The organism is Gordonia sp. AC31, from assembly GCF_031844505.1.
Lineage (GTDB): Bacteria > Actinomycetota > Actinomycetes > Mycobacteriales > Mycobacteriaceae > Gordonia > Gordonia hongkongensis.
The window spans coordinates 1-20,787 of sequence record NZ_JAUZVK010000007.1; the positions used below are offsets into that span (position 1 = coordinate 1).

At 67.7% G+C, this 20,787-nt stretch carries 17 protein-coding genes; 9 read left to right on the top strand and 8 right to left on the bottom strand.

Features of this window, described 5'->3' with window-relative positions; translation table 11 throughout:
- Positions 1-66: 66 nt before the first annotated feature.
- Positions 67-1,545: an amidase gene (locus Q9R39_RS10275; RefSeq protein WP_311277516.1), complete on the bottom strand. Its 1,479-nt coding sequence runs from the start codon at positions 1,543-1,545 to the stop codon at positions 67-69.
- A 440-nt stretch (positions 1,546-1,985) separates the two neighbouring features.
- Between Q9R39_RS10275 and Q9R39_RS10280 the strand changes: the two genes are divergently transcribed.
- The gene (locus tag Q9R39_RS10280; RefSeq protein WP_058253788.1) at positions 1,986-2,948 is read left to right on the top strand and encodes an alpha/beta hydrolase family protein; all 963 of its coding nucleotides are present in this window, start codon (positions 1,986-1,988) and stop codon (positions 2,946-2,948) included.
- 721 nt (positions 2,949-3,669) lie between these two features.
- Here the strand turns inward: Q9R39_RS10280 and Q9R39_RS10285 are convergent.
- Positions 3,670-5,022 carry a DUF3068 domain-containing protein gene (locus tag Q9R39_RS10285; RefSeq protein ID WP_058253789.1) on the bottom strand — a complete coding sequence of 451 codons (1,353 nt, stop codon included), beginning with the start codon at positions 5,020-5,022 and terminating at the stop codon, positions 3,670-3,672.
- A gap of 99 nt (positions 5,023-5,121) precedes the next feature.
- Positions 5,122-6,489, bottom strand: a complete 1,368-nt coding sequence (locus Q9R39_RS10290; protein ID WP_058253790.1) for an AarF/ABC1/UbiB kinase family protein — start codon at positions 6,487-6,489, stop codon at positions 5,122-5,124.
- Positions 6,490-6,862: 373 nt separating this feature from the next.
- Between Q9R39_RS10290 and Q9R39_RS10295 the strand changes: the two genes are divergently transcribed.
- The 7 genes from Q9R39_RS10295 (at position 6,863) to Q9R39_RS10325 (ending at position 13,494) form a co-directional block, all read left to right on the top strand.
- Positions 6,863-7,906, top strand: coding sequence for an NAD(P)-dependent alcohol dehydrogenase (locus Q9R39_RS10295; protein WP_058253791.1), 1,044 nt, complete (start codon positions 6,863-6,865; stop codon positions 7,904-7,906).
- An 87-nt stretch (positions 7,907-7,993) separates the two neighbouring features.
- On the top strand, positions 7,994-9,127 hold the full coding sequence (locus tag Q9R39_RS10300; RefSeq protein WP_058253792.1) for a hypothetical protein: 1,134 nt from the start codon (positions 7,994-7,996) through the stop codon (positions 9,125-9,127).
- A gap of 16 nt (positions 9,128-9,143) precedes the next feature.
- Positions 9,144-9,836, top strand: a complete 693-nt coding sequence (locus Q9R39_RS10305) for a DUF6766 family protein (protein WP_058253813.1) — start codon at positions 9,144-9,146, stop codon at positions 9,834-9,836.
- An 87-nt stretch (positions 9,837-9,923) separates the two neighbouring features.
- On the top strand, positions 9,924-10,133 hold the full coding sequence (locus tag Q9R39_RS10310; RefSeq protein ID WP_058253814.1) for a hypothetical protein: 210 nt from the start codon (positions 9,924-9,926) through the stop codon (positions 10,131-10,133).
- 32 nt (positions 10,134-10,165) lie between these two features.
- The gene (locus Q9R39_RS10315) at positions 10,166-11,272 is read left to right on the top strand and encodes a hypothetical protein (protein WP_139363007.1); all 1,107 of its coding nucleotides are present in this window, start codon (positions 10,166-10,168) and stop codon (positions 11,270-11,272) included.
- 45 nt (positions 11,273-11,317) lie between these two features.
- The gene (locus Q9R39_RS10320; protein WP_078112600.1) at positions 11,318-12,778 is read left to right on the top strand and encodes an aminotransferase class I/II-fold pyridoxal phosphate-dependent enzyme; all 1,461 of its coding nucleotides are present in this window, start codon (positions 11,318-11,320) and stop codon (positions 12,776-12,778) included.
- A gap of 281 nt (positions 12,779-13,059) precedes the next feature.
- Positions 13,060-13,494, top strand: a complete 435-nt coding sequence (locus Q9R39_RS10325; RefSeq protein WP_078112601.1) for a hypothetical protein — start codon at positions 13,060-13,062, stop codon at positions 13,492-13,494.
- Positions 13,495-13,507: 13 nt separating this feature from the next.
- Here Q9R39_RS10325 and Q9R39_RS10330 read toward each other — a convergent pair whose 3' ends face one another.
- From Q9R39_RS10330 to Q9R39_RS10345, 4 genes are all read right to left on the bottom strand, one after another.
- Complete coding sequence (locus tag Q9R39_RS10330; protein WP_159371643.1) at positions 13,508-14,848, bottom strand: PQQ-binding-like beta-propeller repeat protein; 1,341 nt, start codon at positions 14,846-14,848, stop codon at positions 13,508-13,510.
- A gap of 416 nt (positions 14,849-15,264) precedes the next feature.
- Entirely contained in the window at positions 15,265-15,870 is a 606-nt protein-coding gene (locus Q9R39_RS10335) for a flavodoxin family protein (protein ID WP_058253793.1), read from the bottom strand.
- Positions 15,871-15,909: 39 nt separating this feature from the next.
- Positions 15,910-16,344: an SRPBCC family protein gene (locus Q9R39_RS10340; RefSeq protein ID WP_078112603.1), complete on the bottom strand. Its 435-nt coding sequence runs from the start codon at positions 16,342-16,344 to the stop codon at positions 15,910-15,912.
- Between the two features lie 15 nt (positions 16,345-16,359).
- Positions 16,360-17,961 carry an NAD(P)/FAD-dependent oxidoreductase gene (locus tag Q9R39_RS10345; protein ID WP_078112604.1) on the bottom strand — a complete coding sequence of 534 codons (1,602 nt, stop codon included), beginning with the start codon at positions 17,959-17,961 and terminating at the stop codon, positions 16,360-16,362.
- A 250-nt stretch (positions 17,962-18,211) separates the two neighbouring features.
- On the opposite strand from Q9R39_RS10345, the gene Q9R39_RS10350 reads away from it, so the two are divergent.
- Entirely contained in the window at positions 18,212-19,060 is an 849-nt protein-coding gene (locus Q9R39_RS10350; RefSeq protein ID WP_078112605.1) for an SDR family oxidoreductase, read from the top strand.
- Positions 19,061-19,106: 46 nt separating this feature from the next.
- Here the strand turns inward: Q9R39_RS10350 and Q9R39_RS10355 are convergent, their stop codons facing one another.
- Complete coding sequence (locus Q9R39_RS10355) at positions 19,107-20,633, bottom strand: FAD-dependent oxidoreductase (protein WP_078112606.1); 1,527 nt, start codon at positions 20,631-20,633, stop codon at positions 19,107-19,109.
- Positions 20,634-20,787: the final 154 nt, after the last annotated feature.

Here is a 20,787-nt window from a genome sequence, read left to right on the forward strand (position 1 = left end):
TCACACCGCCAAAATGACCGGGCCGGTCCCGGGACATGTGCATTCGCAGACGAGATTAGCCCCGTACTACAGCGCGATGTCGGCGTACCGGTGGAACCACGGCGCGGCGGCTTCGAGGCCCGCAGCGAGGGCGAGGAGATCGCCGTCGGCGCCGATTCGGCCGACGAACTGCACGCCGAGCGGGAGGCCGGCATCGGTCCAGTGCAGCGGCACGCTCATCGCCGGCCGGCCCGTAAGGTTGGCGAGCTGCGTGTACGGCACCCAGCCGAGGCTCTCGTAGATGAGCTTGTCGACGATCCCCAAGCGGGAGATCGCACGGCCGGACCGCGCGCGGGCGGCCACCCGCGATGCCCGCTGCAGGACCGGCGGCGTGGTCATCGACCCGACCCGCGGCGGCGGTACCGCGAGGGTGGGCGTCAGCAGCAGGTCGTGGGTCTGATGGAAGCGGTCGAGGGCCAGGACGTGGTCGTTGATGTGGTCGAGCGCGGTGAACAGCGGGACGACGCCGGCGGCCCGGCCCAGTTCCGCCAGCGTCAGGGTGTCGGCCTCGAAGTGGGAGTCGGGAGCGCCGGTGAGGCGTCGGACCTCGTCGACCTGGGCGGCGCACTTGGCGAACCAGATGTCGAGGAAGTCGCGGGCGAGGGCGGCGTCGTCGTGCGGCGGATCGACCTCCTCGACCTGGTGGCCCAGATCGGTCAGGGTCGACGCCGCGTGCTCGACCGCGGCGACGGCCTCCGGGTGCGGATTCGCGTTGATCGCAGAGGTCGTGGTGTACCCGATCCGCAGCAACCGGGGCGGGGTCGCGATCCGGGCGCTGTAGGTCTCGGTGTGCAGCGGCGCCGGGTAGGTCGACGACGGCGTCGGTCCGATCAGGGCGTCGTACAGTGCGGCGGCATCGCGGACGGTCCGGGTCACCACACCTTCGACGCCCATCCCGAACAGCGGTTCACCGGTCTGCGGACCGAACGGCATCAGGCCACGCGAGCTCTTGAGCCCGAACAACCCGGTACACGCGGCCGGGATGCGAATGGAACCGCCGCCGTCGCTCGCCCCGGCCGCCGGCACGATCCCGGCGGCCACCGCGGCCGCACTGCCGCCCGATGATCCCCCGGGCGTCACGTCGAGGTCCCAGGGGTTGCGCGCCGGTCCCCAGAGGGTGGGTTCGGTGATGGCCTTCGCGCCGAACTCGGGGGTGTTCGTCTTCCCGAAGACGACGAGGCCGGCGTCGAGGAACCGGCGCACGCCAAAGGAGTGTTCACGGGCGATGTGCGTGGCGAGGGCGCGCGAGCCGCGGGTCGTCGGATACCCGCGGTAGTCCTGCGCGAGGTCCTTGATGAGGAACGGGACGCCGGCGAAAGGCCCGGTGAGGTCACTGCGGACGCGGGCGTCGGCTTCGGCGTCCATGCGGATCACGATGGCGTTGAGCGACGGATTGACCGCGTCTGCGCGGGCTCGTGCGAGGTCGAGGAGTTCGGCGGCGGTCACCTCGCCGGAGGCCACGTGACCGGCCAGGGTGGTCGCGTCCGCGGACAGATACTCGTCCATGTGCACGTCCCGACCCTAGTTGTTCGGGGAGCGGGCCGAGCGGACTTGACGTCGATGGCCTCGGCCGGCCCGGGCGCCCGGCCCGTCACCGGAGAATCGGACGGTCACCGTTGCCCGGGCAAACCGGTAACGGGAAGATCGAGGATGTGTGGCCCGAACAGATGAAGAATTCGCCACATGCGCCGCCTATGTACGAAATGAGCTGTTCAACGGCGAGTGCTGTGACGTGCACCACCAAAAGATGTCATCACAGGACTCGCTCTCGCCTTTGCCGAGGCGTTATCGTGCCGTTACACTTCAGCACGACGGGTACCGCTGCCCGGGGGGACCAATACAATCCCCCTACGTACGACTCCGTATGCAAGCCCGCAGTAGTACCCGGTAGGCAAGACCCGCAAGCGGCCGGCTCCGGCCGTGGTGATCCAAAGGAAAACTGACGAATGCTGACACGCGCCCGTAAGCGCCTCGTCGCCGGACTCGTGGCTCTCGTGGCCGTGTCGGGTGCGACGCTGGTCGCAGCTCCGCCGGAGGCCTCCGCGGCCAACGGTTGCAATGTCGAGTACGTCCGCTCGAACGCCATGAACCGGACCGTGCCCGTGTGCATCGTCTCGGCCGGCGGCGGACCCAAGCCGACGCTGTACCTGCTCGACGGACTCCGTGCCCCGAACAACAACAGCGGCTGGCTGATCAACACCGACGTCGCCCGCTACATGGCCGGCAAGGGCACCAACGTCGCCATCCCGTTCGGTGGCGCAGGCAGCTTCTACACCGACTGGCAGACCCCCGATCCCAAGCTGGGTGTCAACAAGTGGGAGACGTTCCTGACCCGCGAACTGCCGCGGTACATGGCTGCGCGCCACGGCAGCGACAGCCGTCGCAACGGCATCGCCGGACTCTCGATGTCGGGCACCTCGGCGCTGAACCTCGCATCGCGCCACCCGAACTTCTACAAGGCGGTCGCGTCCTACAGCGGCTACCCGACGGTCACCATGCCGGGCTTCACCCAGGGCATCATGGCCTCGGTCGCGGAGGTCGGCGGCAACCCGTTCAACATGTGGGGCTTCTACCCCGCGGGCACCTGGTTCCAGAACGACCCGTTCCTGAGCGCGGGCAACCTGGCGGGCAAGAACGTCTACGTCTCGTCCGGTAGCGGTGTCGGCAGCAAGTACGACTCGTCGGTCAACCCGGCCAGCGCCAACTTCGACCCCGTCAAGTTCGCGCAGATGATCCCGCTCGAGGTCGCCGCGTCGACCTCCAGCCAGCTCTACATCGGCCGCCTCGCGCTCGTCCCGGGCGTCAAGCTCACCACCCGGATCACCCCGGACGGTGCGCACTGGTGGGACTACTGGCAGAGCACCTTCAAGGAGTCGTGGGCCAAGACCTTCCGCCCCGCCTTCTTCTGAGTCAGACCCTCTGCCAAGGGCCGGTGACCTTCGGGTCACCGGCCCTTGTCGTGCGGACCCCCCTGCTCCCTGAGGAGCGAGCTTGCGAGCGTCACCCCCTGCTCCCTGAGGAGCGAGCTTCACCCCCCCTGCTCCCTGAGGAGCGAGCTTGCGAGCCCGACCTCTGCTCCCTGAGGAGCGAGCTTGCGAGCGTCACCCCTTGCTCCCTGAGGAGCGAGCTTGCGAGCGTCACCCCTTGCTCCCTGAGGAGCGAGCTTGCGAGCGTCACGAAGGGTCTTCGCAACCTCGGTCGCCGACCCTTCGTGACGCGCCCTCCGCAAGCTCCGGGCGCTCCTCAGGGAGCGGGGTTGGCCGCGCCCTCCGCAAGCTCCGGGCGCTCCTCAGGGAGCGGGGTTGGCCGCGCCCTCCGCAAGCTCTGGGCGCTCCTCAGGGAGCGGGGCTGGCCGCGCCCTCCGCGAGCTCTGGGCGCTCCTCAGGGAGCGGGGTTGGCCGCGCCCTCCGCAAGCTCCGGGCGCTCCTCAGGGAGCGGAAGACACTCTGCCGCGCGCAACCCCTGCTGGCCGAGCAGCTCGTGCACGCGTAGCGTGCCCGCGCGTCCGTCGAGGTCACTTGGGTGGGCCGGCCTACGGAGGAGTGTGTCACCGCCCCTTAACCACAAACACAACACCGCGGGCGCATCCGGTGGTACCGGATGCGCCCGCGGTGGTCGTTGCGTCGCTGCCTATTCGGGCGGCGGCTGCTTGCGGAAGGTGCGCGTGGCCGAGTCGTCGGGCGGCGGCGTGTCACCGACCTTGGGGATCTGCTCGGTCGGCCGCTCCCACGGGTTGGCGCTCGCGGGTGCTGCACCGGCCGGCGGTGCGTCGCGATTGATCAGCGTGGTGTCGCGCTCGTCGGCGGGCGGTGTCGTCGGCGCCGGGGTGTCATCGACCCGGTTGTCGTCGCGGCGTCCGCGGAAGAGCAGCAGCGCGGCGGCGATCAACAGGATCACCCCGACGATGCCGAGGATGATCGGCACCCAGAAGCCGCCGACCTTCAGCTGGTCGACGTAGCCGCTGGCCTTGCTCGCCTGGTTGGAGACGGTGTCGTCGGTCCACTTGAAGGTGCCCTTCAGGGCGTCCATCCGGAACTCGCGCACCGCTTCCGGGGTGGCGTCGCTCTGGTCGGGCGACTTGAAGTACTGGTGCTGGTCCTCACGACCGTCGACGATGGTCCCGGTCTCCGGCTCGACCCACACGTGGCGGGTCGCGGCGGCGTACCGGTGCATCGTGATCGGGTCGTTCGCCCGCACTCCGCGCCCGGTGATGCCCCACCAGCGGGCAGGCATCGTCAGCATCGTGCCCAGAGCTGCTTCACCCTGCGCGTTGGGGAGGTTGGAGAGATCGGTCTCCGGGACGTCACACACGAAGTGATACGTGTTGATCCCGTCGATGGTCTCCTCGCCCTCGAACTTCGCCGCGCAGTCCTGGCGGGTGTTGAGGTCGTAGTACGGGTAGTCGCGCTGCTGCACGTCGAAACCGAACTTGTACTGGTATCCGGTGCGGTTGTCGATGGCGACCGACACGTCATTGACGTTGCCGCCCTCGGGGACCGCCTCGAGCTGCAGCGAGCTGACCGCCCCGTTGGGTGCCGAGGTCTTGCGGTTCACCGACACGCGGTCGATGGTCGCGGTCAGCAGACCGTCCTCACAGGTGCGGGTCTCGCCCGCAGCCGCGAAGCTGGGTTCGGTCTCGGTTCCCTCGGCGTCGCGCAGGCGGTCGATGCGCACGGTCTGCGCCGACTGCAGGCTCGCCTGGCGGCTGTCCGACGGTTCGATGATGATCGAGCGTCGCTGCTGGGTGAGATGCGCCTCGAGAGTGCGGGCACGATCCTCGGACACCGAGCAGCGGTCGAAGATCACCGCCGGGAAGCGCTCTCCAGTCGAACCGTCCGCCGCCACCGTGGTCGCGTCAGAGGTGATGTCCAGATCGAGCGGAACCACCTTCAACTGCGGCACGAGGTAGAGCGGTATGGCGATGGCCGCCGCGATACACGCAGCGCCGAAGAAGGCCAGCACTGCCGGCACAAAACGTCTCATGTGTGACTCCTGGAATCAGCTAATCGCTCCCACCCTAACTGTCGCGTTTGCCACAGTTGGCCACAGTCGGTCCGACATGCCGGGATTCGCGGCGGGGAGTCAGCCCTGGGCGGCTCGACGATCGCGTTCGGCCTCCTTCAGGATGCCGGCCATGTAGCCGTAGATCTCCTTGTCGGACATGGCCTTCCACCGGGGCGCCAGCAGTTTCGTGTACTTCTCGACGTACAGCAACTGCTTACCCACGAGGACGAGTTCACGCGGGAGCCGTGCGTCGTGGGCCTTGGCGACGGCGGCGAGTTGCCGCCCGAGGTCGGTGTAGGACATCGAACCGAGGTCGGTGGTCGACAGCGGAGTCGTCACCTTCTTGATGTCCTCCGCGCCCTGCGACGTCGAACCCGGCTTGTGGACGGCGCCGAGGAGGAAGATCGCCCGGCCGGCGGACTCGTAGTCCCCGCGGACCACGAGGTCGACGACGAGCTGGCGGAGTATGCGCCGGGTGCGCGGGGTGAATCGCCCGACGATGCCGAAGTCGAGGAGGACCAGCTTGCCCGCGTCGTCGACGAGGACGTTCCCGGCGTGCAGGTCCCCATGGAACAAACCGCCGTGGAATGCCGAGTCCAGCAGGGACAGCAGAAGGTTGCGGCACAGCGCGACTCCGTCGTGGCCTGCGGCGCGTACGGCCGCGACGTCGTCGATGCGGATGGCGTGGATTCGTTCCATGGTCAGCACGCGCTGCGTCGTGAAGTCGTCGTAGACGTGCGGCACGCGGACTCGGTCGCCGTACGGGCCCGGTTGCAGGCAGGCGAACCACTCGCGCATGGTGTCGGCCTCGATGCGGAAGTCCAGTTCGGCGTCGAGGCCGGCCGCGAAGTCCTCGACCACGTGCCGCGCGCTGAGCATGCGCCCGTACTCGGAGATCTCGGCAAGGCCGGCCAGGCGCTCGAGGATCGCGACGTCCGGGGCCAGGCGGTCGGCGATGCCCGGGCGCTGGATCTTGACCACCACCTCCTCGCCGCCGTGCAGGGTCGCGGTGTGCACCTGGGCGATCGACGCCGACGCGATGGGCACCGGATCGAAGGTGGCGAAGACTTCCTCGGGTGCCCGGCCCAGTTCGGCGATGAACTGTGCACGCATGAGTGCGGGGTCGGCGGGTTTCACGCGGTCCAGGAGTGATTCGAACTCGGTGGACATCGACTCGGAGAAGACGCCGGGACTCGAGGCGATGAGCTGGCCGAGCTTCACATAGGTCGGACCCAGGTGTTCGAACGTGGTCCGGATCTCGTGCGCTACGCGGGCGGCGCCGGGTGGGCGACCCCGTAGGGCGTCGCCTGCCGTGTGGAGGACGAAGCGTCCGACGCCCGCAGCCGCGTGAGCGGTGGTCGTCCCGAATCGCGTGAGCTCGGCGATCGGGGACACCGGGTGCAACTGCGTGCGCTGACCGTCGTCGACTGAGCTGTTGATCGTCACCGTCGGTCATTGTAACGATCTTCGGCGGCGAATCCAGTGCCATAGGGCGACGGCGGATCGCCTACGCGGCCCTGCGACGTGCTGTTATGGCGATGCGGCGGGGTCGGCGGGCACACTGGCCACATCGGACACATGCATCGGCCCGCATCTGTTCGTGTCAGTCCGTTGGTCTCGCTCGGGCCTCTTCCGTTCACGGGGTGTGCCCGGTGGGGTTCGTCGCGAGACCCTTCGTGACGGCCCTCCGCAAGCTCCGGGCCTCCTCAGGGAGCGGTGGGGGCCGTCCGCAAGCTCCGGGCCTCCTCAGGGAGCGGTGGGGCCCGGAGTTCGCCAGACCCTGCTTCACCCGACCCCGCATCACACCGAGGAGTTCTGCATGCCCACCACGGTCAACGCCTACATCGCGCCGGCAGCCGATCGCCCGCTCGAACCGACCACCATCGAACGGCGCGATCTCGGTCCGAACGACGTGTCGATCGACATCGCGTTCGCCGGCATCTGTCATTCCGACATCCACACGGCGCGCGACGAGTGGGGCGGGACGAGGTTCCCGGTGGTGCCCGGCCACGAGATCGCCGGGACGGTCGCGGCCGTCGGCGAGGGCGTCACCCGGTACGCCGTCGGTGATCGGGTAGGCGTGGGCTGTTTCGTCGACTCGTGCCGTGAGTGCGAACCGTGCCGGCTCGGCGAGGAGCAGTACTGCGAGCGGGGCAATGTGGGTACCTACAACGCCGTCGGACGCGACGGGTCGCCGACGCACGGCGGTTACAGCACCTCGATCGTCGTCGACGAGAACTACGTCCTGCGGATTCCCGACGGCATCGCACTCGACGAGGCCGCACCGTTGTTGTGTGCCGGCATCACCCTCTACTCGCCGTTGCGGCACTGGGGTGCGGGACCGGGCAAGAAGGTCGCCATCGTCGGACTCGGCGGGCTCGGCCACGTCGGCGTGAAGATCGCGCACGCGCTGGGCGCCGAGGTCACGGTGCTTTCGCAGTCGCTGAAGAAGATGGAGGACGGCCTGCGGCTCGGCGCCGACCACTATCACGCGACCAGCGATCCGCAGACCTTCCGGGAACTGCGCAGCACCTTCGACCTGATCCTGAACACCGTGTCGGCGAATCTTCCGATCGGCAAGTACCTGGGCATGCTCGCCCTCGACGGCACACTCGTGGAACTCGGTCTCCCCGAACACCCGATCGAGGTCCCGGCCGGCGCGCTGATCGGCAAGCGGCGGAGTTTCGCGGGTTCGATGATCGGCGGCATCGCGCAGACCCAGGAGATGCTCGACTTCTGCGCCGAGCACGGCATTGGCGCCGAGATCGAGGTGATCTCCGCCGACCGGATCAACGAGGCCTACGACCGCGTCGTGGCATCGGATGTGCGCTACCGCTTCGTGATCGACACCTCGACGCTGTAGGGGTGTGCCGTCATGTTTGCGGCCTGAATCCGGTGGGCACCCGTCGAGAGAGTCGACGTGCCCCGACGACAGGCAAGGAGGCCGCGCATGATTTCGACCCGATTCCGCGAGCTGGCAACTGCAACCGGTCCGTTCGCCACCATCTACATCGACGACTCCCACAACACCGAGGACGCCGCTCACACTATGGAGCTGCGGTGGCGAGCCCTGCGCGAGGAGCTCGAGTCGGCGGGGGCCGACGCGGCGGTGGCCGAGTCGATCGGCAACGTCCTGCTCGACGGGACGCCGGCCGTCGGGCCCAGTGGCCGTGCGGTGATCGCCGGTCCCGACGGCGTCCTCCTCGACGACCATCTCATCCGGCCACCGGTCACATCCGTGGCACGGTATTCGCCGGTGCCGTACCTGGTTCCGCTGGTCGAACACGGCACGAGTGCCCCGAGACATGTGATCGCCGCGGTCGATCACGCCGGCGCCGACATCGAGCTCTTCGAAGCCGGCGGATCCTCGTTGATGCGCGAAAGCGTTGAGGGAGAAGGCTATCCGATCCACCACGCCGCCGGTGCGGAATCGCCTGGGTACGGGGACCCGCAGCAGCGCAGCGACGAGCAGAACCGCAAGAACATTCGTCAGATCGCCGACCGGCTGACCGCGATCGTCGACTCGGACAACCCCGAGCTCGTGTTCGTGATCGGTGAGCTCTCGTCGATGTCGGATCTGCGTTCAACGGCTCCCGAGCGGCTCGCCGAGCGACTGGTCGACCTCCAACTCGGCGCCCGGGACAGCGGCATCGCCGACGACGACGTCCGCAAGGCGGTGACCACCGAACTCGAACTGCGCCAGAATCGCACGATGGCCGACGCGGCGGAGAGTCTGCAGGCAGGACTCGGGCATCGCCCGGCCCTCGCGGTCGAAGGACTGACGGCCGTGTGCGGGGCGTTGCGTAACGGCGAGGTCGAGACGCTGATCATCGGCGACCTCGGCGATGCGACGGTCTTCGACGGCGGAGACGCCGCGGGGGGCCTCGCCACGATCGCGCCGACGGCGGAGAACCTCTCTGAGCTGGGCCTGGCCCCGGAACGCACGCTGCGTGCCGACGAGGCCCTGCCGGTGGCGGCGGTTCTCACCGGCGCCGATCTGGTCCGGATCGACGAGCGCGTTGCCCCGCGCGACGGGATCGGAGCGGTCCTTCGCTATGCGCCGAGGATGTCCGCCGACGACTGAGACGGGGTGAGTGCTGGTGGCCACACGGGAGGGCGGTCTCCGGCGAGGCCGTGAGCTGTTGCGCGACAACGGTTTGTTCCTCGTGTGTTTCGGTCTGTTTCTCGTGTTCCTGCTCGGCATGATTGTCTCGGGGTGGCACGTCTACAACGCGGAGCAGGCCTCGCACGGCTCGCCACCGATCTCGGTGCTGCGATACCTGACGACGGGCGAGTTCGTCGAAGCGACCTTCGAGAACTGGGAATCGGAATTCCTGCAGATGGGGATGTACGTGGTGCTGACCGCGTTCCTCTATCAGAAGGGTTCGTCGGAATCGAAGCCCGTCGACGGTCCTGCCCCGCAGGACGCGGACCCGCGTGCCGCCGACGACATGCGCGCAGCACCGTGGCCGGTGCGACGCGGCGGGCCGGTGCTGTTCGTTTACCAGAACTCGCTCACCATCGCGTTTTTCGCACTTTTCTTCGCCTCGTTCGCGCTGCACGCCGTGGGCGGTGCGCGCGCCTACAGCGACGAGCAACAACAGCACGGCGAGAGCGCGGTCTCGGTGTGGCAGTACCTGGCCACCTCGCAGTTCTGGTTCGAGTCGATGCAGAACTGGCAGAGCGAGTTCATCGCGGTGGCGGCGATCGTCGTCTTGTCGGTTGTTCTACGTCAACGCGGTTCGGCCGAGTCCAAGCCGGTGGCCGATCCACATCTCGCGACCGGGGCGTGATCGCGTTTACGTCATGCCGTCACCGGGAAACCGGACATGCGACAGAGGCTCCATCGCGAGACACCGACCGAAGGATCGATGAATCTGATGTCTGAGGAATTGCCCATGGAACCAGCCGAAACCGGCACGCCCGAGGCGACGCCGGATGATGCTCGACGCAAGGTCGACGAACTCGAGGAGCGGACCGTCGACGAACCCGACACGGACGAGCAGGTGGATCCCTCCGCCGCCACCGCCCGCGACGACGAGGACAACCCGGACTCTCCTGCGGCGGGGGAGTCCGAGCCGCCGGACTGAGGCCCCGCCTGATCATGACGGCAGAGACGCACATGACCACCGAGAACGACGATCCGCGGCGCGCCGTAGCGCTGCGGATCGTCGCCGAACACGGGCTTCCGGCCGCTCTGATCGAGCGCGGTGAGGACCGCTTCGAGCAGATCGCCGACGAGCTGTCACTGGAGTACCGCGGACACACCGTCACGAGGGATACCACACTGCAGATGACGCCGCGCGGTGATCTGGAGACCGTCTGGGGCACGGATGACTCGGCCGACGAGGTAATCGTGTTCGTCACCGAGATGCCGCGGCTGTACAAGCCGCGGGACGCCGACGGCAACGATCGCAGCCCACGAAACCTTGTGGTGCTGGCCGAACTCGACCGCGAACGCAACGCCGCCGTCGTCTCGCTCCCAGCTCTCGGACCCGCTCCCCGGCGAGCGCTGCGAACCTTGATCTCGACCATCGCCGAGGCGGTGACCGGGGAGGGGTCCATGCGCGAGTTCGAGCGGCAGCGCGGCATCGTCGTCATCGGTGACGGCGACACCGAATACGTATGCGCCGAGGGTTATTCGCGTCGTCTGAAGTTGATGGCCGGAATGGTGCGGGGAAATCGGCCGTGGCGGCTGATCCCGACCCTCACCGGCATGACCGCCGCAGCCGCCGCAGCGGCGTCGTTCGGCATCTTCTTCTCCACGATCTGGTCGATGGCCAATGCGCTGAGTGCGTGGCGTCTCGCCGCCATCACCCTGCTGTCGTTGGTGCTCGCCTCGCTGTGGCTCATCGTCAACAATCGCCTGTGGGAACGGGTGACGGTCACCGCGAAACCGCGTGCGCGCCTCTACAACATGGCGACGGTGTGCACCGTCGTGTTCAGTGCGGTGGTCTTGTACGCCGGGTTGTTCCTGGCGACACTGGCGGCTGCGCTCATCGTCATCGAGAAGAACTTCCTCGCCTCGCAGCTCGGATATCCGGTGGGGCTGCGCAATTACGTGTACCTTGCGTGGCTGGCGACCTCGATGGGGATCTTCGCCGGCGCCCTCGGTTCCAGTGCCGACAGCTACGACGACGTCCTGCGGGCCACCTATGGATACCGAGAGCGGTTGCGCCGCCAGGCCTCTGAGGACGCGGGTCATCTCGCGGACGGTGAGAAAGGCTGAGCCGTACGACATCGGACAACCGGATCAACAGGGAGGCATCGCATCATGGACCAGTCCCGCGCACCGCTCCTGGACGCCCTCGAGGCGTACCACCGCGACGAACGATACGGGTTCACGCCGCCGGGCCACCGCCAGGGCCGCGGGGTGGACGAGCGGACCCGGTCGGCGATCGGTGCGGACGCGTTCGCCTCGGATGTGTTGTCGTCGGGTGGCCTCGACGACCGGCGCATGACGGGCGGCTACCTCTCCGACGCCGAGGATCTGATGGCCGAGGCGGTCGGCGCCGAGATGGCGTTCTTCTCCACCTGCGGCAGTTCGTTGTCGGTGAAGGCGGCGATGATGGCCGTCGCCGGTGGGGAGAACGGCGAACTGCTCATCACCCGGGATGCCCACAAGTCGATCGTCGCGGGACTGATCTTCTCGGGACTGCGGCCGCGCTGGGTCCGTCCGCGCTGGGACGAGACGTTCCACCTGACCCACCCGCCGTCGCCGGAGGAGGTCCGCAAGGCGTGGGAGACCGACCCGCAGGCCTCGGGCTTCCTGCTGGTCAGTCCCACGCCGTACGGCACCTGCGCCGACATCCGGGCCATCGCCGACGTCTGCCACGAGTTCGGCAAGCCGCTGATCGTCGACGAGGCCTGGGGCGCGCATCTGCCGTTTCACGACGAGCTGCCCACCTGGGCAATGGATGCCGGCGCCGATGTCTGCGTGGTCAGCGTCCACAAGATGGGGGCCGGTTTCGAGCAGGGTTCGGTGTTCCACGTACAGGGCGACCTGGTGGATCGTTCGCGCTTGTCGCAGTGCGCCGACCTCCTGATGACCACCAGCCCCAATGTGCTCGTCTACTCGGCACTGGACGGCTGGCGTCGGTACATGGTCGAATCCGGCCGGGAAGTCCTCGGCCGGGCACTCGAACTGGCGCGGTCTGTCCGACGCAGCGTCGACGAGATCCCGGGTCTGAACGTGATGCATGACGAGCTACTCCACGAGGAGGCGAGCCACGACTTGGACGAGATGCAGGTGCTCATCGACGTCGACGAACTCGGCGCCAGTGGCTACCAGTGCGCCGACTGGCTGCGCGAGAACTGTCGCGTCGACGTCGGTTTGAGCGATCACCGTCGCATCCTGGCCACCCTGTCGCACGCCGACGACGAGGACACCGCCGCGCGTCTGCTCGATGCCCTGCGTAAGTTGTCCAGCGCCGCAGGGTCGTTCGAGACGCCGCCGAAGATCGAGCAACCCGACCCGGACGAGCTGCAACTGGAGAGCCGCATGCTGCCCCGGGACGCGTTCTTCGGCGACACTGAGGCCGTGCCCCTCGACGAGGCCCCCGGCCGGATCGCGGCCGAGCAGATCACGCCCTATCCGCCCGGCATCCCCGTCGTGGTACCGGGCGAGGTCCTCAACGGGGCGGTGGTCGAGTACCTGCGCACCGGCAAGAACGCCGGCATGAACCTCCCCGATGCCGCCGACGATGCGCTGGAGACGATCAAGGTCGTCCGGTAGATTCCGGGCGCGCGTCGAGGTCGGCCCAGAAAGCCGCTGTGGGGATAACCCGGAAGATCAGTTCGGCGCCTGCCACGCATGACGGGCGTGGTCTACATCGCCGGTTCTCTCACCGCGCATCGGCGGCCGGCACACCGGTATCCCGTCGGTGCGGGCGCCGTTCGCGGAATCGATGCGACGCAGGCGCCCGGTGCAATCGGCCGGCCTGGCATGAACCGAAAACATGAGGGTCACGCGAAATCACGACACCCGGTGGGCCGCGAAGTGCGATTCTCAGGTACATGACGGACGACGACTGGGTGGTCCCAGAAGACGACTACGAGCCGTTCGATGAGTCGATGGTGATCGAGTTCGAGTACCAGATCTTTGCCACCCGCGATGAGGCCGAACGCTTCGCTGCCGCACTGTACGACGTAGTGGCACCCATCGTTGCGTGTGTCGGTCGCTACCAGCCAGGCCGTATCGGACTGACGTCGGCACGAAACGGGCAGCACGACGAACAACACTCGGCCTCACGCCGACGGCGCAGACCTGGACAGAGTCTGTACGACGTCGAGTTCGCTGTCCGCGGCCGCGGTGACAGCAACTGGCTCAGCCACTCGATCTTTCACGCCGTCCATGCAGCACGCCTCGACTGGGAACAGATGACAGAGGGGGTGCTGCAAGGCGACGACCTCGCGGCAGCGCTACAGAAGTACCCGCAACTCGCACTGTAGAGATGCGGGGCGTTTACGGCGAGAGTGCTTGTCCACGCCACATCGAGATGGTGGCGTTTGCGGTGATGAGAATGTTGCCGCCGGCGTTGAGGATCGTGGTTCGACGGGGATCGGCGCCTTCGGGCAGAGGCTTAGACCAAACAACGGCACCGTCGGTGATGCGTAGTGCGTGGAATCCGGTGTAGTCGCTGAAGACGTAGTGCCGCCCGTCGGTCATTCCGCCGTACACCCAGTAGGCGTCTTTCCATCGTGTTCGCCAGCGCTGCTCGCCCGTCGCGGAATCGAACCCGATGAGATCGCCGGTCTCTTGAGCTGCCACGATCACCGTTCGACCAGCCATGGCTTGAACAGCGCCGCTGTTGTCGCGACGCAGTAGCAGCGGGTCGCGCCACAGCAGGCGCCCGGTTTCGGGGTCGTAGGCGCCGTCGGCCATCAGTACCGGCGGTTGCTCGCTGGTGGCCTCGGCCATCCCGGAATGTGTGTAGGCAGGCACTGCGGCCGTGGAGACCACCGTTCCCTGCTCGTCGAGGATTTGCTGTCGACTGCCGCCGTCGACCATGACCGGGCTGTTGAGGAACAGTCCATCACCTACGACGAGCAGATGAGTCGAGTCGAGACTGAAACCCGCTCGACCGGAATCGAAGTCGTGCACAGAGAAGCGGTACATGGCGGCATCCTCGAGGTTTGTCACAACGACGACTTCTCCCGATGGCAGTACGTCGACGATCCCCGACAGTGGCCCAGCCACCGGCACTGAACGCGTGTACGTTGATCCCGGCGCGGATGGCGGCCCCGCGGACACCACGAGGTGGTGCCGGCCACCCTGGGACTTGATGCCGGTGACGTAGGCGCGGTCGCCCGCCATCACCACATCGACGTTGGCCATCTTGGGGCTGAGCTCCGACAGAAGGCGACCGTCGACAGTATCCACGAACAACACGCGATCGTCGTTCCAACAGGCGATCACGCCGGACTCGACACTGTCGGAACATTGCCGGACGCGGCCGATGGAGCGCTCCCATTGCACCGATCCGTCGACACGATGAAATCCGACGAGCGTCACCGACTCGACTCGCCTGCCTTCATCTACATCGCTGCCGGATGCAAGACGGCCGAGAGCGCCCACAATCACAGTGGGCGCGTCCAGGACCGATACATAGCCGTAGTAGGCATCCAGTGTGTCAGGCAAAGCCAGCAACGCTTCGCCATCGTGGCCCGGCACATGCTCTGCATGAACAGACCACACCAGAGACGGGACACTGCCAAGGTCAGGGGGCGGCCACGAAGCAGGTTCCCGCGCCCGCCAGATGAACAGCGCAGTGGCACCCAACGTCATCACGACCACAAAGGTCACGACCACGACCACAATCCCGCGCAGCCTACTCGTTCCCACTAGCTGACCTTAGACACCCGGACTGACTGACGCGAACGTTCGTTGGGGTGGACTCGTGCTGACGTCCACACGTTACGAGCTCTGACGGCTGTCACGTCCGGTAGGTCGCTCTGCTGATGTGCTACGACTGATCCTGCGGCTTAGTCACAAAAATCCACTATCGACGAAAAGTTTTGCCGTGCAATGAATGTAGTCGCCAATGGCGAAACGCTGCGATTGTCAGCAATACGAGGGGGAGCGTCGTCGATGCCGAAGCTGATCCGTCTCGGTTGCTGGTTTGCGGGCCGAGTGAGAATCTCCGAGGCCGACAGGCTCGACTGCTGCTGACCAGCGACACGAAGGCGGCGACCATAGAAGGCGTGCCGGTCGATCACCGATCATTCGTAGGGCGGAAAGCTGTTCTGCGACAGCAGTCGGGCGAGGTGTGCCGCGTTTCGGGCGGCGGCATGGGTGGCGGAGTCGACGGGGTCGGGAACCGAATCGAGGTCCTTGTAGTCTCGGCCGCCCATGGCCTCGTCGTTCCAGTAGGTGTTGCCCTGTCCGGGGATCGTGAACCCGATGTCGTTGAGCGCACCGAAGACGTCGGCGATGATCTTGTGGGCGCCGTCCTCGTTGCCGACGACACCGCACATCGCCACCTTGCCCAGCATGCCGGGGCGGCCGGCGTCGTCGGTCTCGGAGATCTCGGCATCGAGACGTTCGAGAACACGCTGGGTGACGCTGGACATGTGGCCCAGCCACGTCGGGGTCGCGATCACCAGGATGTCGGCGGCCGCAACCCGTTCGAAGAGCGCGGGCCACTCGTCACCGTCGCCCATGTCTCGTTCGACTCCCGGCCGGATGTCGAAATCCACCGCCCGGACGATGTCCCCGGTCACGCCCTGCTCGGCGAGTGCGTCCAGGATGTGTCGGGCGATGAGCTCACTGCTCGATTCAGCAGGAGAGGGTTTGAGGGTGCAGTTGATGGCGAGTGCTGTGGTCATGCCACAGGGCGTACCCGCACCGACCCGGTTGCAACCCTCTCAGCCCGCGTGGTTCTCGGCGAGCATCGCCAGCCGTTTCAGGCATTCGTTGAGGCGCGGTGACATGACGGTTTCCTGGATGGTCGGCGGAATCCATCTCAGCGGCGGGGTCTCCACGAATTCCTCCATGCCGATGAGGGAACCGTCACCGTCCTTCTCGATCCTCATGCGGATCCGTGCGCGACCGAAAGGCCACCCGGCGGCCGACAATTCGAGAAGCCCGGCCTTCGACTCGACGGATTCCGTCTCGTCGTTGAGCAGGGCCGGCCACACCCCCGCCGAGTGATAGATCTTCGATCCGGGTTGCGGCCACGTGTGGTCGACGTTGCGGATGCGGGAGGCCCCGACGACCCACGAGGCGTACAGCCAGCCGTTGGACAGCACCGACCAGACCTGCGCCGGTGTGGCACTCGTATGACGTTCGACTCGGTTCATGCTCCGCTGCTCCGTTCAGTGGTGGTTGTCGGTCTTGGTCAGTCGTCGGATGATGTTGCGGTCGAATACTCTTCGCGGGAATCCGCGGAACCCGTCCGAGGCGAGGGCGGCGCGCGCGGCATTGTTGCCACAGGCGCCGTGGACCCCGCCACCGGGGTGCGCTCCCGCCCCCGCCAGGTAGAGGCGATCCACCGGCGTCGACGCACCGCCCATGTTCGGCGTCGGGCGGAAGATCAACTGCTGGAACAGTTGTGCCGTACCGCCGTTGACCGTCCCATGGACGAGATTGGCGTCGGCGGCCTGCAGGTCGTGTGGGGTCTGGACGTGCCGTCCCACGATGAGGTCGGAGACACCGGGCGCGTGGGCTTCGAGGACGGCGTCCATCCTGCGGGCCAGCAGCTGGGCCGCCTCGTCGTCGGTCACTCCGCGCGGGAGATGGCTGTAGGACCAGGCGCTTTCGGTGCCCGCGGGGGACCGGCCCGGGTCCGCGGTGGTCATCTGGCCGAAGAGCAGGAACGGATGCTCCGGGACACGGCCGGTTTCGATGTCGGCGGTCCCGTAGGCGATGTTGCGCGCGTCGGCGCCGAGGTGGATGGTGCCGGCTCCGCTGAGATTGCTACTGCGCCAAGGGATCTTCTCACGCAGGGCGTAGTTCACCTTGACCACCGGGGTGTCCCAGGCGAAGGCCCTCAGGTCGTCGAGGACGCGCGCGGGCACGTCGTCGGCCGACAGCAGCTCGGTGTAGAGCGTGGGCGCTGCCACGTCGGCGAGCACGGCGCGCTTCGCCGGCCATCGGCGGCCGGTGCTGTCCACCACCCCGGTGGCCCGCCCGCCCTGGACGTCAATCCGGGTGACGCGGGTGTCGCAGACGACGGTCACCCCGGCGCTCTCGGCGCGGCGTCGAAGGGCCGCGGGCAGTGCGCTCGCCCCGCCCACGGGTACGGGATACCCGGTGTCCTGGCCGAGCATGGTCAGCAGGTACCCCATCAATCCGCTGCCGGGTGCGTGGAGCGGGATGTCGGCGTGCAGGGAGTTGCCGATGATGAGCAGACCGGATTTCTCGCTGTGGAACAGTTCACGCACCATCTGATCGGCCGGCAGGATGAGGAACCGGGCCAGGCGCAGGGCGTCTGCCGTGCCGAGCGAGCGGAGGAGCGACAACAGCGCGCGGACCGGGGGGAACGGACCGAACAGGGTGTCGAGGATCGCGGGCCGGAGTTGCTGCCACTGCTCGACCAGGTCGAGCCAGGCGCGCCGGTCACGCTCGTCGAAGGTGGCCAGGTGCGCGGCGGTGTCGGCGGCATCGGGGAAGACGACCGGCGCGTTGACGTCGTCGGGCCCAGCGGGGTGGCCGAAGGCCAGCGGTGCGCGGCTCCACTCCAGACCGTGATCGGCGAGGTCGAGGTCGGCGAAGACCGGCGACGCCACCGCGAGCGGATAGAAGGCGCTGAACAGGTCGGTGACGTACCCGGGGGTGATCTCGGCGCTCCGGACTGCGCCGCCGACCTCGGGCTGCGCTTCGAGGAGCGTGACATCCCAGCCCGCATCGGCGAGCCGGATCGCGGCGATGAGCCCGTTGTGGCCGGCCCCGACGACCACTGCATCCGACACACTCAACGGTCGACTCCCCTCGTCCGTATCGATCTCACCCGGCCGATGTGCTCCGGGCCGGTACGCCACGCTGTCCGGTGCGCGGGTTACCCGCGGTCCCCGACCGTAAACGCCGACGATGCGCGCGGGAGGTGAACGCGCGGGACGAGGCGCATCCGTGCCCGGCGATTCTGTGCGATGTGTAGCGCCGGGGCAAGCGGGTAGTCCGCACGGGTGACGAACTGGTCTGAAGTCCGGTCGCTGCGCCGGGCGGCCGGTGGTGATCACCGGTGCCGGGGCGGGGATGGGCCGGGCACTCGCGCGGCGATTCGATCGTGCGGGTGTCGAGGTGTTCCTGAGCGATGTCGACCTTCCGGCCGCGCAGGAAACGGTGCGGTTGTGCGACGACGGTGCCCGGGTGCATCTCGACGAGGTCGATGTGTCCGACGCCGATGCGATGACCGCATATGCCGACGCCGTCATCGGTCGGTCCGGCCCGCCGGCCATGGTGTTCAACAATGCCGGGATCACGATGGTGGCGGGCGTTCTCGAGGAGGACGACGATCACGCGCGGCGGATCATGGCCGTGAACCTCGGCGGCGTCGTGAACGGCACCGTGGCCTTCCTCCCGCATCTGCAGGCGGCCGGCGGCGGGTCGATCGTGAACACCTCCAGCGCCTTCGGATTCCTCGGTTGCCCCACGCAGTCCGCGTACTCCGCCTCGAAGTTCGCCGCGCGCGGCTACTCCGAGACCATCCAGCTACAGCTTCGTGCCCAAGGGTCCGACGTCCGGGTGCACAGTGTTCATCCCGGCGTCGTGCACACCGAGATCGCCGCCCGCGCGTTGTACGTGACGCCCGGGGTGCGGGACTTCGTGACGCGGGGGTTCAACCGTCGCCTGCCCGGTACGCGGCCGGATGCCGCGGCAGCGGCGATCCTGCACGGGGTCCTGAGCGGCCGGGACCGCATTCCGGTCGGCCTCGACGCGCGAGCACTCGACGTCGGTGTCCGCGTCCTGGCCGGAGCGGTGCAGCGCCCGATCGCGACGCTGACCGGTCCGGTGTTCCGACGCATGCTGGGCGAGGCCGCGCTTGCCGGTTCGGCGCCGGCCGTCGTCCGGACCTGACAAGGCGAACCGTCGTCGGGCCCGACGACGGTCCGCTGTGTCCCGCTCAGTCGTTGTGCGAGGCCAGGTTCCGGGTGGCCGGACCTTCGAGGACCTCGCCGGTGTGGCTGAATCGCGAACCGTGCAGCGGGCAGTCCCAGGACTGTTCGGCATCGTTCCATCGCAGCACGCCGTAGAGGTGCGTGCACAGCGGCGCGACGGACCGCGTCTGACCCTGCACGGTGCACACGCCCTCGGGCTTCACGCCGGAACGCCCGACGCTGCCATCGCCTTCCTCGGGTGCGCCGTCGGTCGGCTTCAGCAGCGACAGGTAACCGGCGGCCATGTATCCCGCGACCTGCGCGTTGGCCGACACCGCCGAGGCCAGCGAGCCGGGGCGGCTGATCTCGGTCGTGCGCCACGGGCGCAGGGTCGTCGACCACTGTGGTTCGGAACCGAGGATGCGTCCCGTCATCGCGAGCGCCGCGGCGACGCCGTTGGTCAGACCCCACTTCGCGAAGCCGGTCGCCACCTGCACCGAGTCGACGCCCGGCAGAATCGGTCCGACATAAGGCAATTCGTCGATCGTCGTGTAGTCCTGGGCCGACCACCGCGCGACCATCTGTGCCGAGGGGAAGTGCTTCTGGCTCCAGCTGATCAGGTCGAGGACATGCTGTCGCTCGGACTTCGTCCGGCCCACCTCGTGTCCGAAGCCACCGACCATGAGCAGTTCGCGGTCGTAGCCCGGCCGGGAGACCGTCCGCAGAGAGACCGACGGGTTGTCGGAGCCGAGGTACATCTCGCCGGGGATGTCCCCGTCGACGGTGAACGCCGCGGCGTAGGACCGCTGGGGATGGACCCGGGCGAAGTAGCCGCCGCGGTCGAGGAAGGGCTGTCCGGTGGCGATGACCACCGAGTCGGCACGGACGTCACCGGCGTCGGTCGAGAGGACGTTCGGTGAGCCGTGGCGGAGGCCCTGCACACGGACGCCCTCGTAGAAGTGGCCGCCGTGTGCGCGCAGGTCGTCGGTCAGGGCACGGAGCACGACCATCGGGTCGATCTGGGCCTGACCGTCGAGGCGAATGGCAGTGCGGACGTCGAAGGGCAGCTCGGGGCAGTCGACGTGTTCGACGGGCAGGTCATGCGCGCGGCAGGCTTCGAACTCCTTCTCCACCGACTTCGCGCCGGACGCGGTGGCGGCGAAGGTGAGGGCCGCACGTTCGTCGACCTGCAGGCCGCGGTGTTCGAGATAGTGACGCAACCAGGCCTGTCCCTCGCGGTTGGCGTCGACGTAGTCCTGTACGGCCGAGTGGCCGTGGCGGCTCGCGATCGACGACAGTCGAGTGCCCTGGAGCAGCGAGAGCTTGCCGGTGGTGTGGCCGGTCGCCGCGGCGCCCATGTGCCGGGCTTCGAGGACCGCGACCGACTGGCCCGCGCGCGCCAGCAGCAGGCCGGTCGTCAGACCGGTCATGCCACCTCCGACGATGACCTGGTCGAATCTGTCGACGACGTCGATGGGCATCGTCTCCGGGCGGACATCGGGCAGGTACTCGGGGGCTGCCTCACCTGCGGGGTCGAACCAGAGGGTTTTCATGCTGACCGGGTTTGCCCTTGCCGGAGGCGCTCAAACATCGGGGCCGGAGCCGATCAAACATCGGAGCCGGCGGCCCGCCGAGCATTTCGGGTGGCGCACTCGCAGGGTAGGGTTTTCGACTGGGAATCGAAAACACATCCGGGGTGTTGCCCGG

Coding starts and splice junctions, on each gene's coding strand:
- Q9R39_RS10325 (WP_078112601.1), top strand. CDS start 13,060: ATGACGGACGACGACTGGGTGGTCCCAGAAGACGACTACGAGCCGTTC.
- Q9R39_RS10295 (WP_058253791.1), top strand. CDS start 6,863: ATGCCCACCACGGTCAACGCCTACATCGCGCCGGCAGCCGATCGCCCG.
- Q9R39_RS10300 (WP_058253792.1), top strand. CDS start 7,994: ATGATTTCGACCCGATTCCGCGAGCTGGCAACTGCAACCGGTCCGTTC.
- Q9R39_RS10315 (WP_139363007.1), top strand. CDS start 10,166: ATGACCACCGAGAACGACGATCCGCGGCGCGCCGTAGCGCTGCGGATC.
- Q9R39_RS10340 (WP_078112603.1), bottom strand. CDS start 16,344: ATGAACCGAGTCGAACGTCATACGAGTGCCACACCGGCGCAGGTCTGG.
- Q9R39_RS10310 (WP_058253814.1), top strand. CDS start 9,924: ATGTCTGAGGAATTGCCCATGGAACCAGCCGAAACCGGCACGCCCGAG.
- Q9R39_RS10275 (WP_311277516.1), bottom strand. CDS start 1,545: ATGGACGAGTATCTGTCCGCGGACGCGACCACCCTGGCCGGTCACGTG.
- Q9R39_RS10320 (WP_078112600.1), top strand. CDS start 11,318: ATGGACCAGTCCCGCGCACCGCTCCTGGACGCCCTCGAGGCGTACCAC.
- Q9R39_RS10280 (WP_058253788.1), top strand. CDS start 1,986: ATGCTGACACGCGCCCGTAAGCGCCTCGTCGCCGGACTCGTGGCTCTC.
- Q9R39_RS10355 (WP_078112606.1), bottom strand. CDS start 20,633: ATGAAAACCCTCTGGTTCGACCCCGCAGGTGAGGCAGCCCCCGAGTAC.
- Q9R39_RS10335 (WP_058253793.1), bottom strand. CDS start 15,870: ATGACCACAGCACTCGCCATCAACTGCACCCTCAAACCCTCTCCTGCT.
- Q9R39_RS10285 (WP_058253789.1), bottom strand. CDS start 5,022: ATGAGACGTTTTGTGCCGGCAGTGCTGGCCTTCTTCGGCGCTGCGTGT.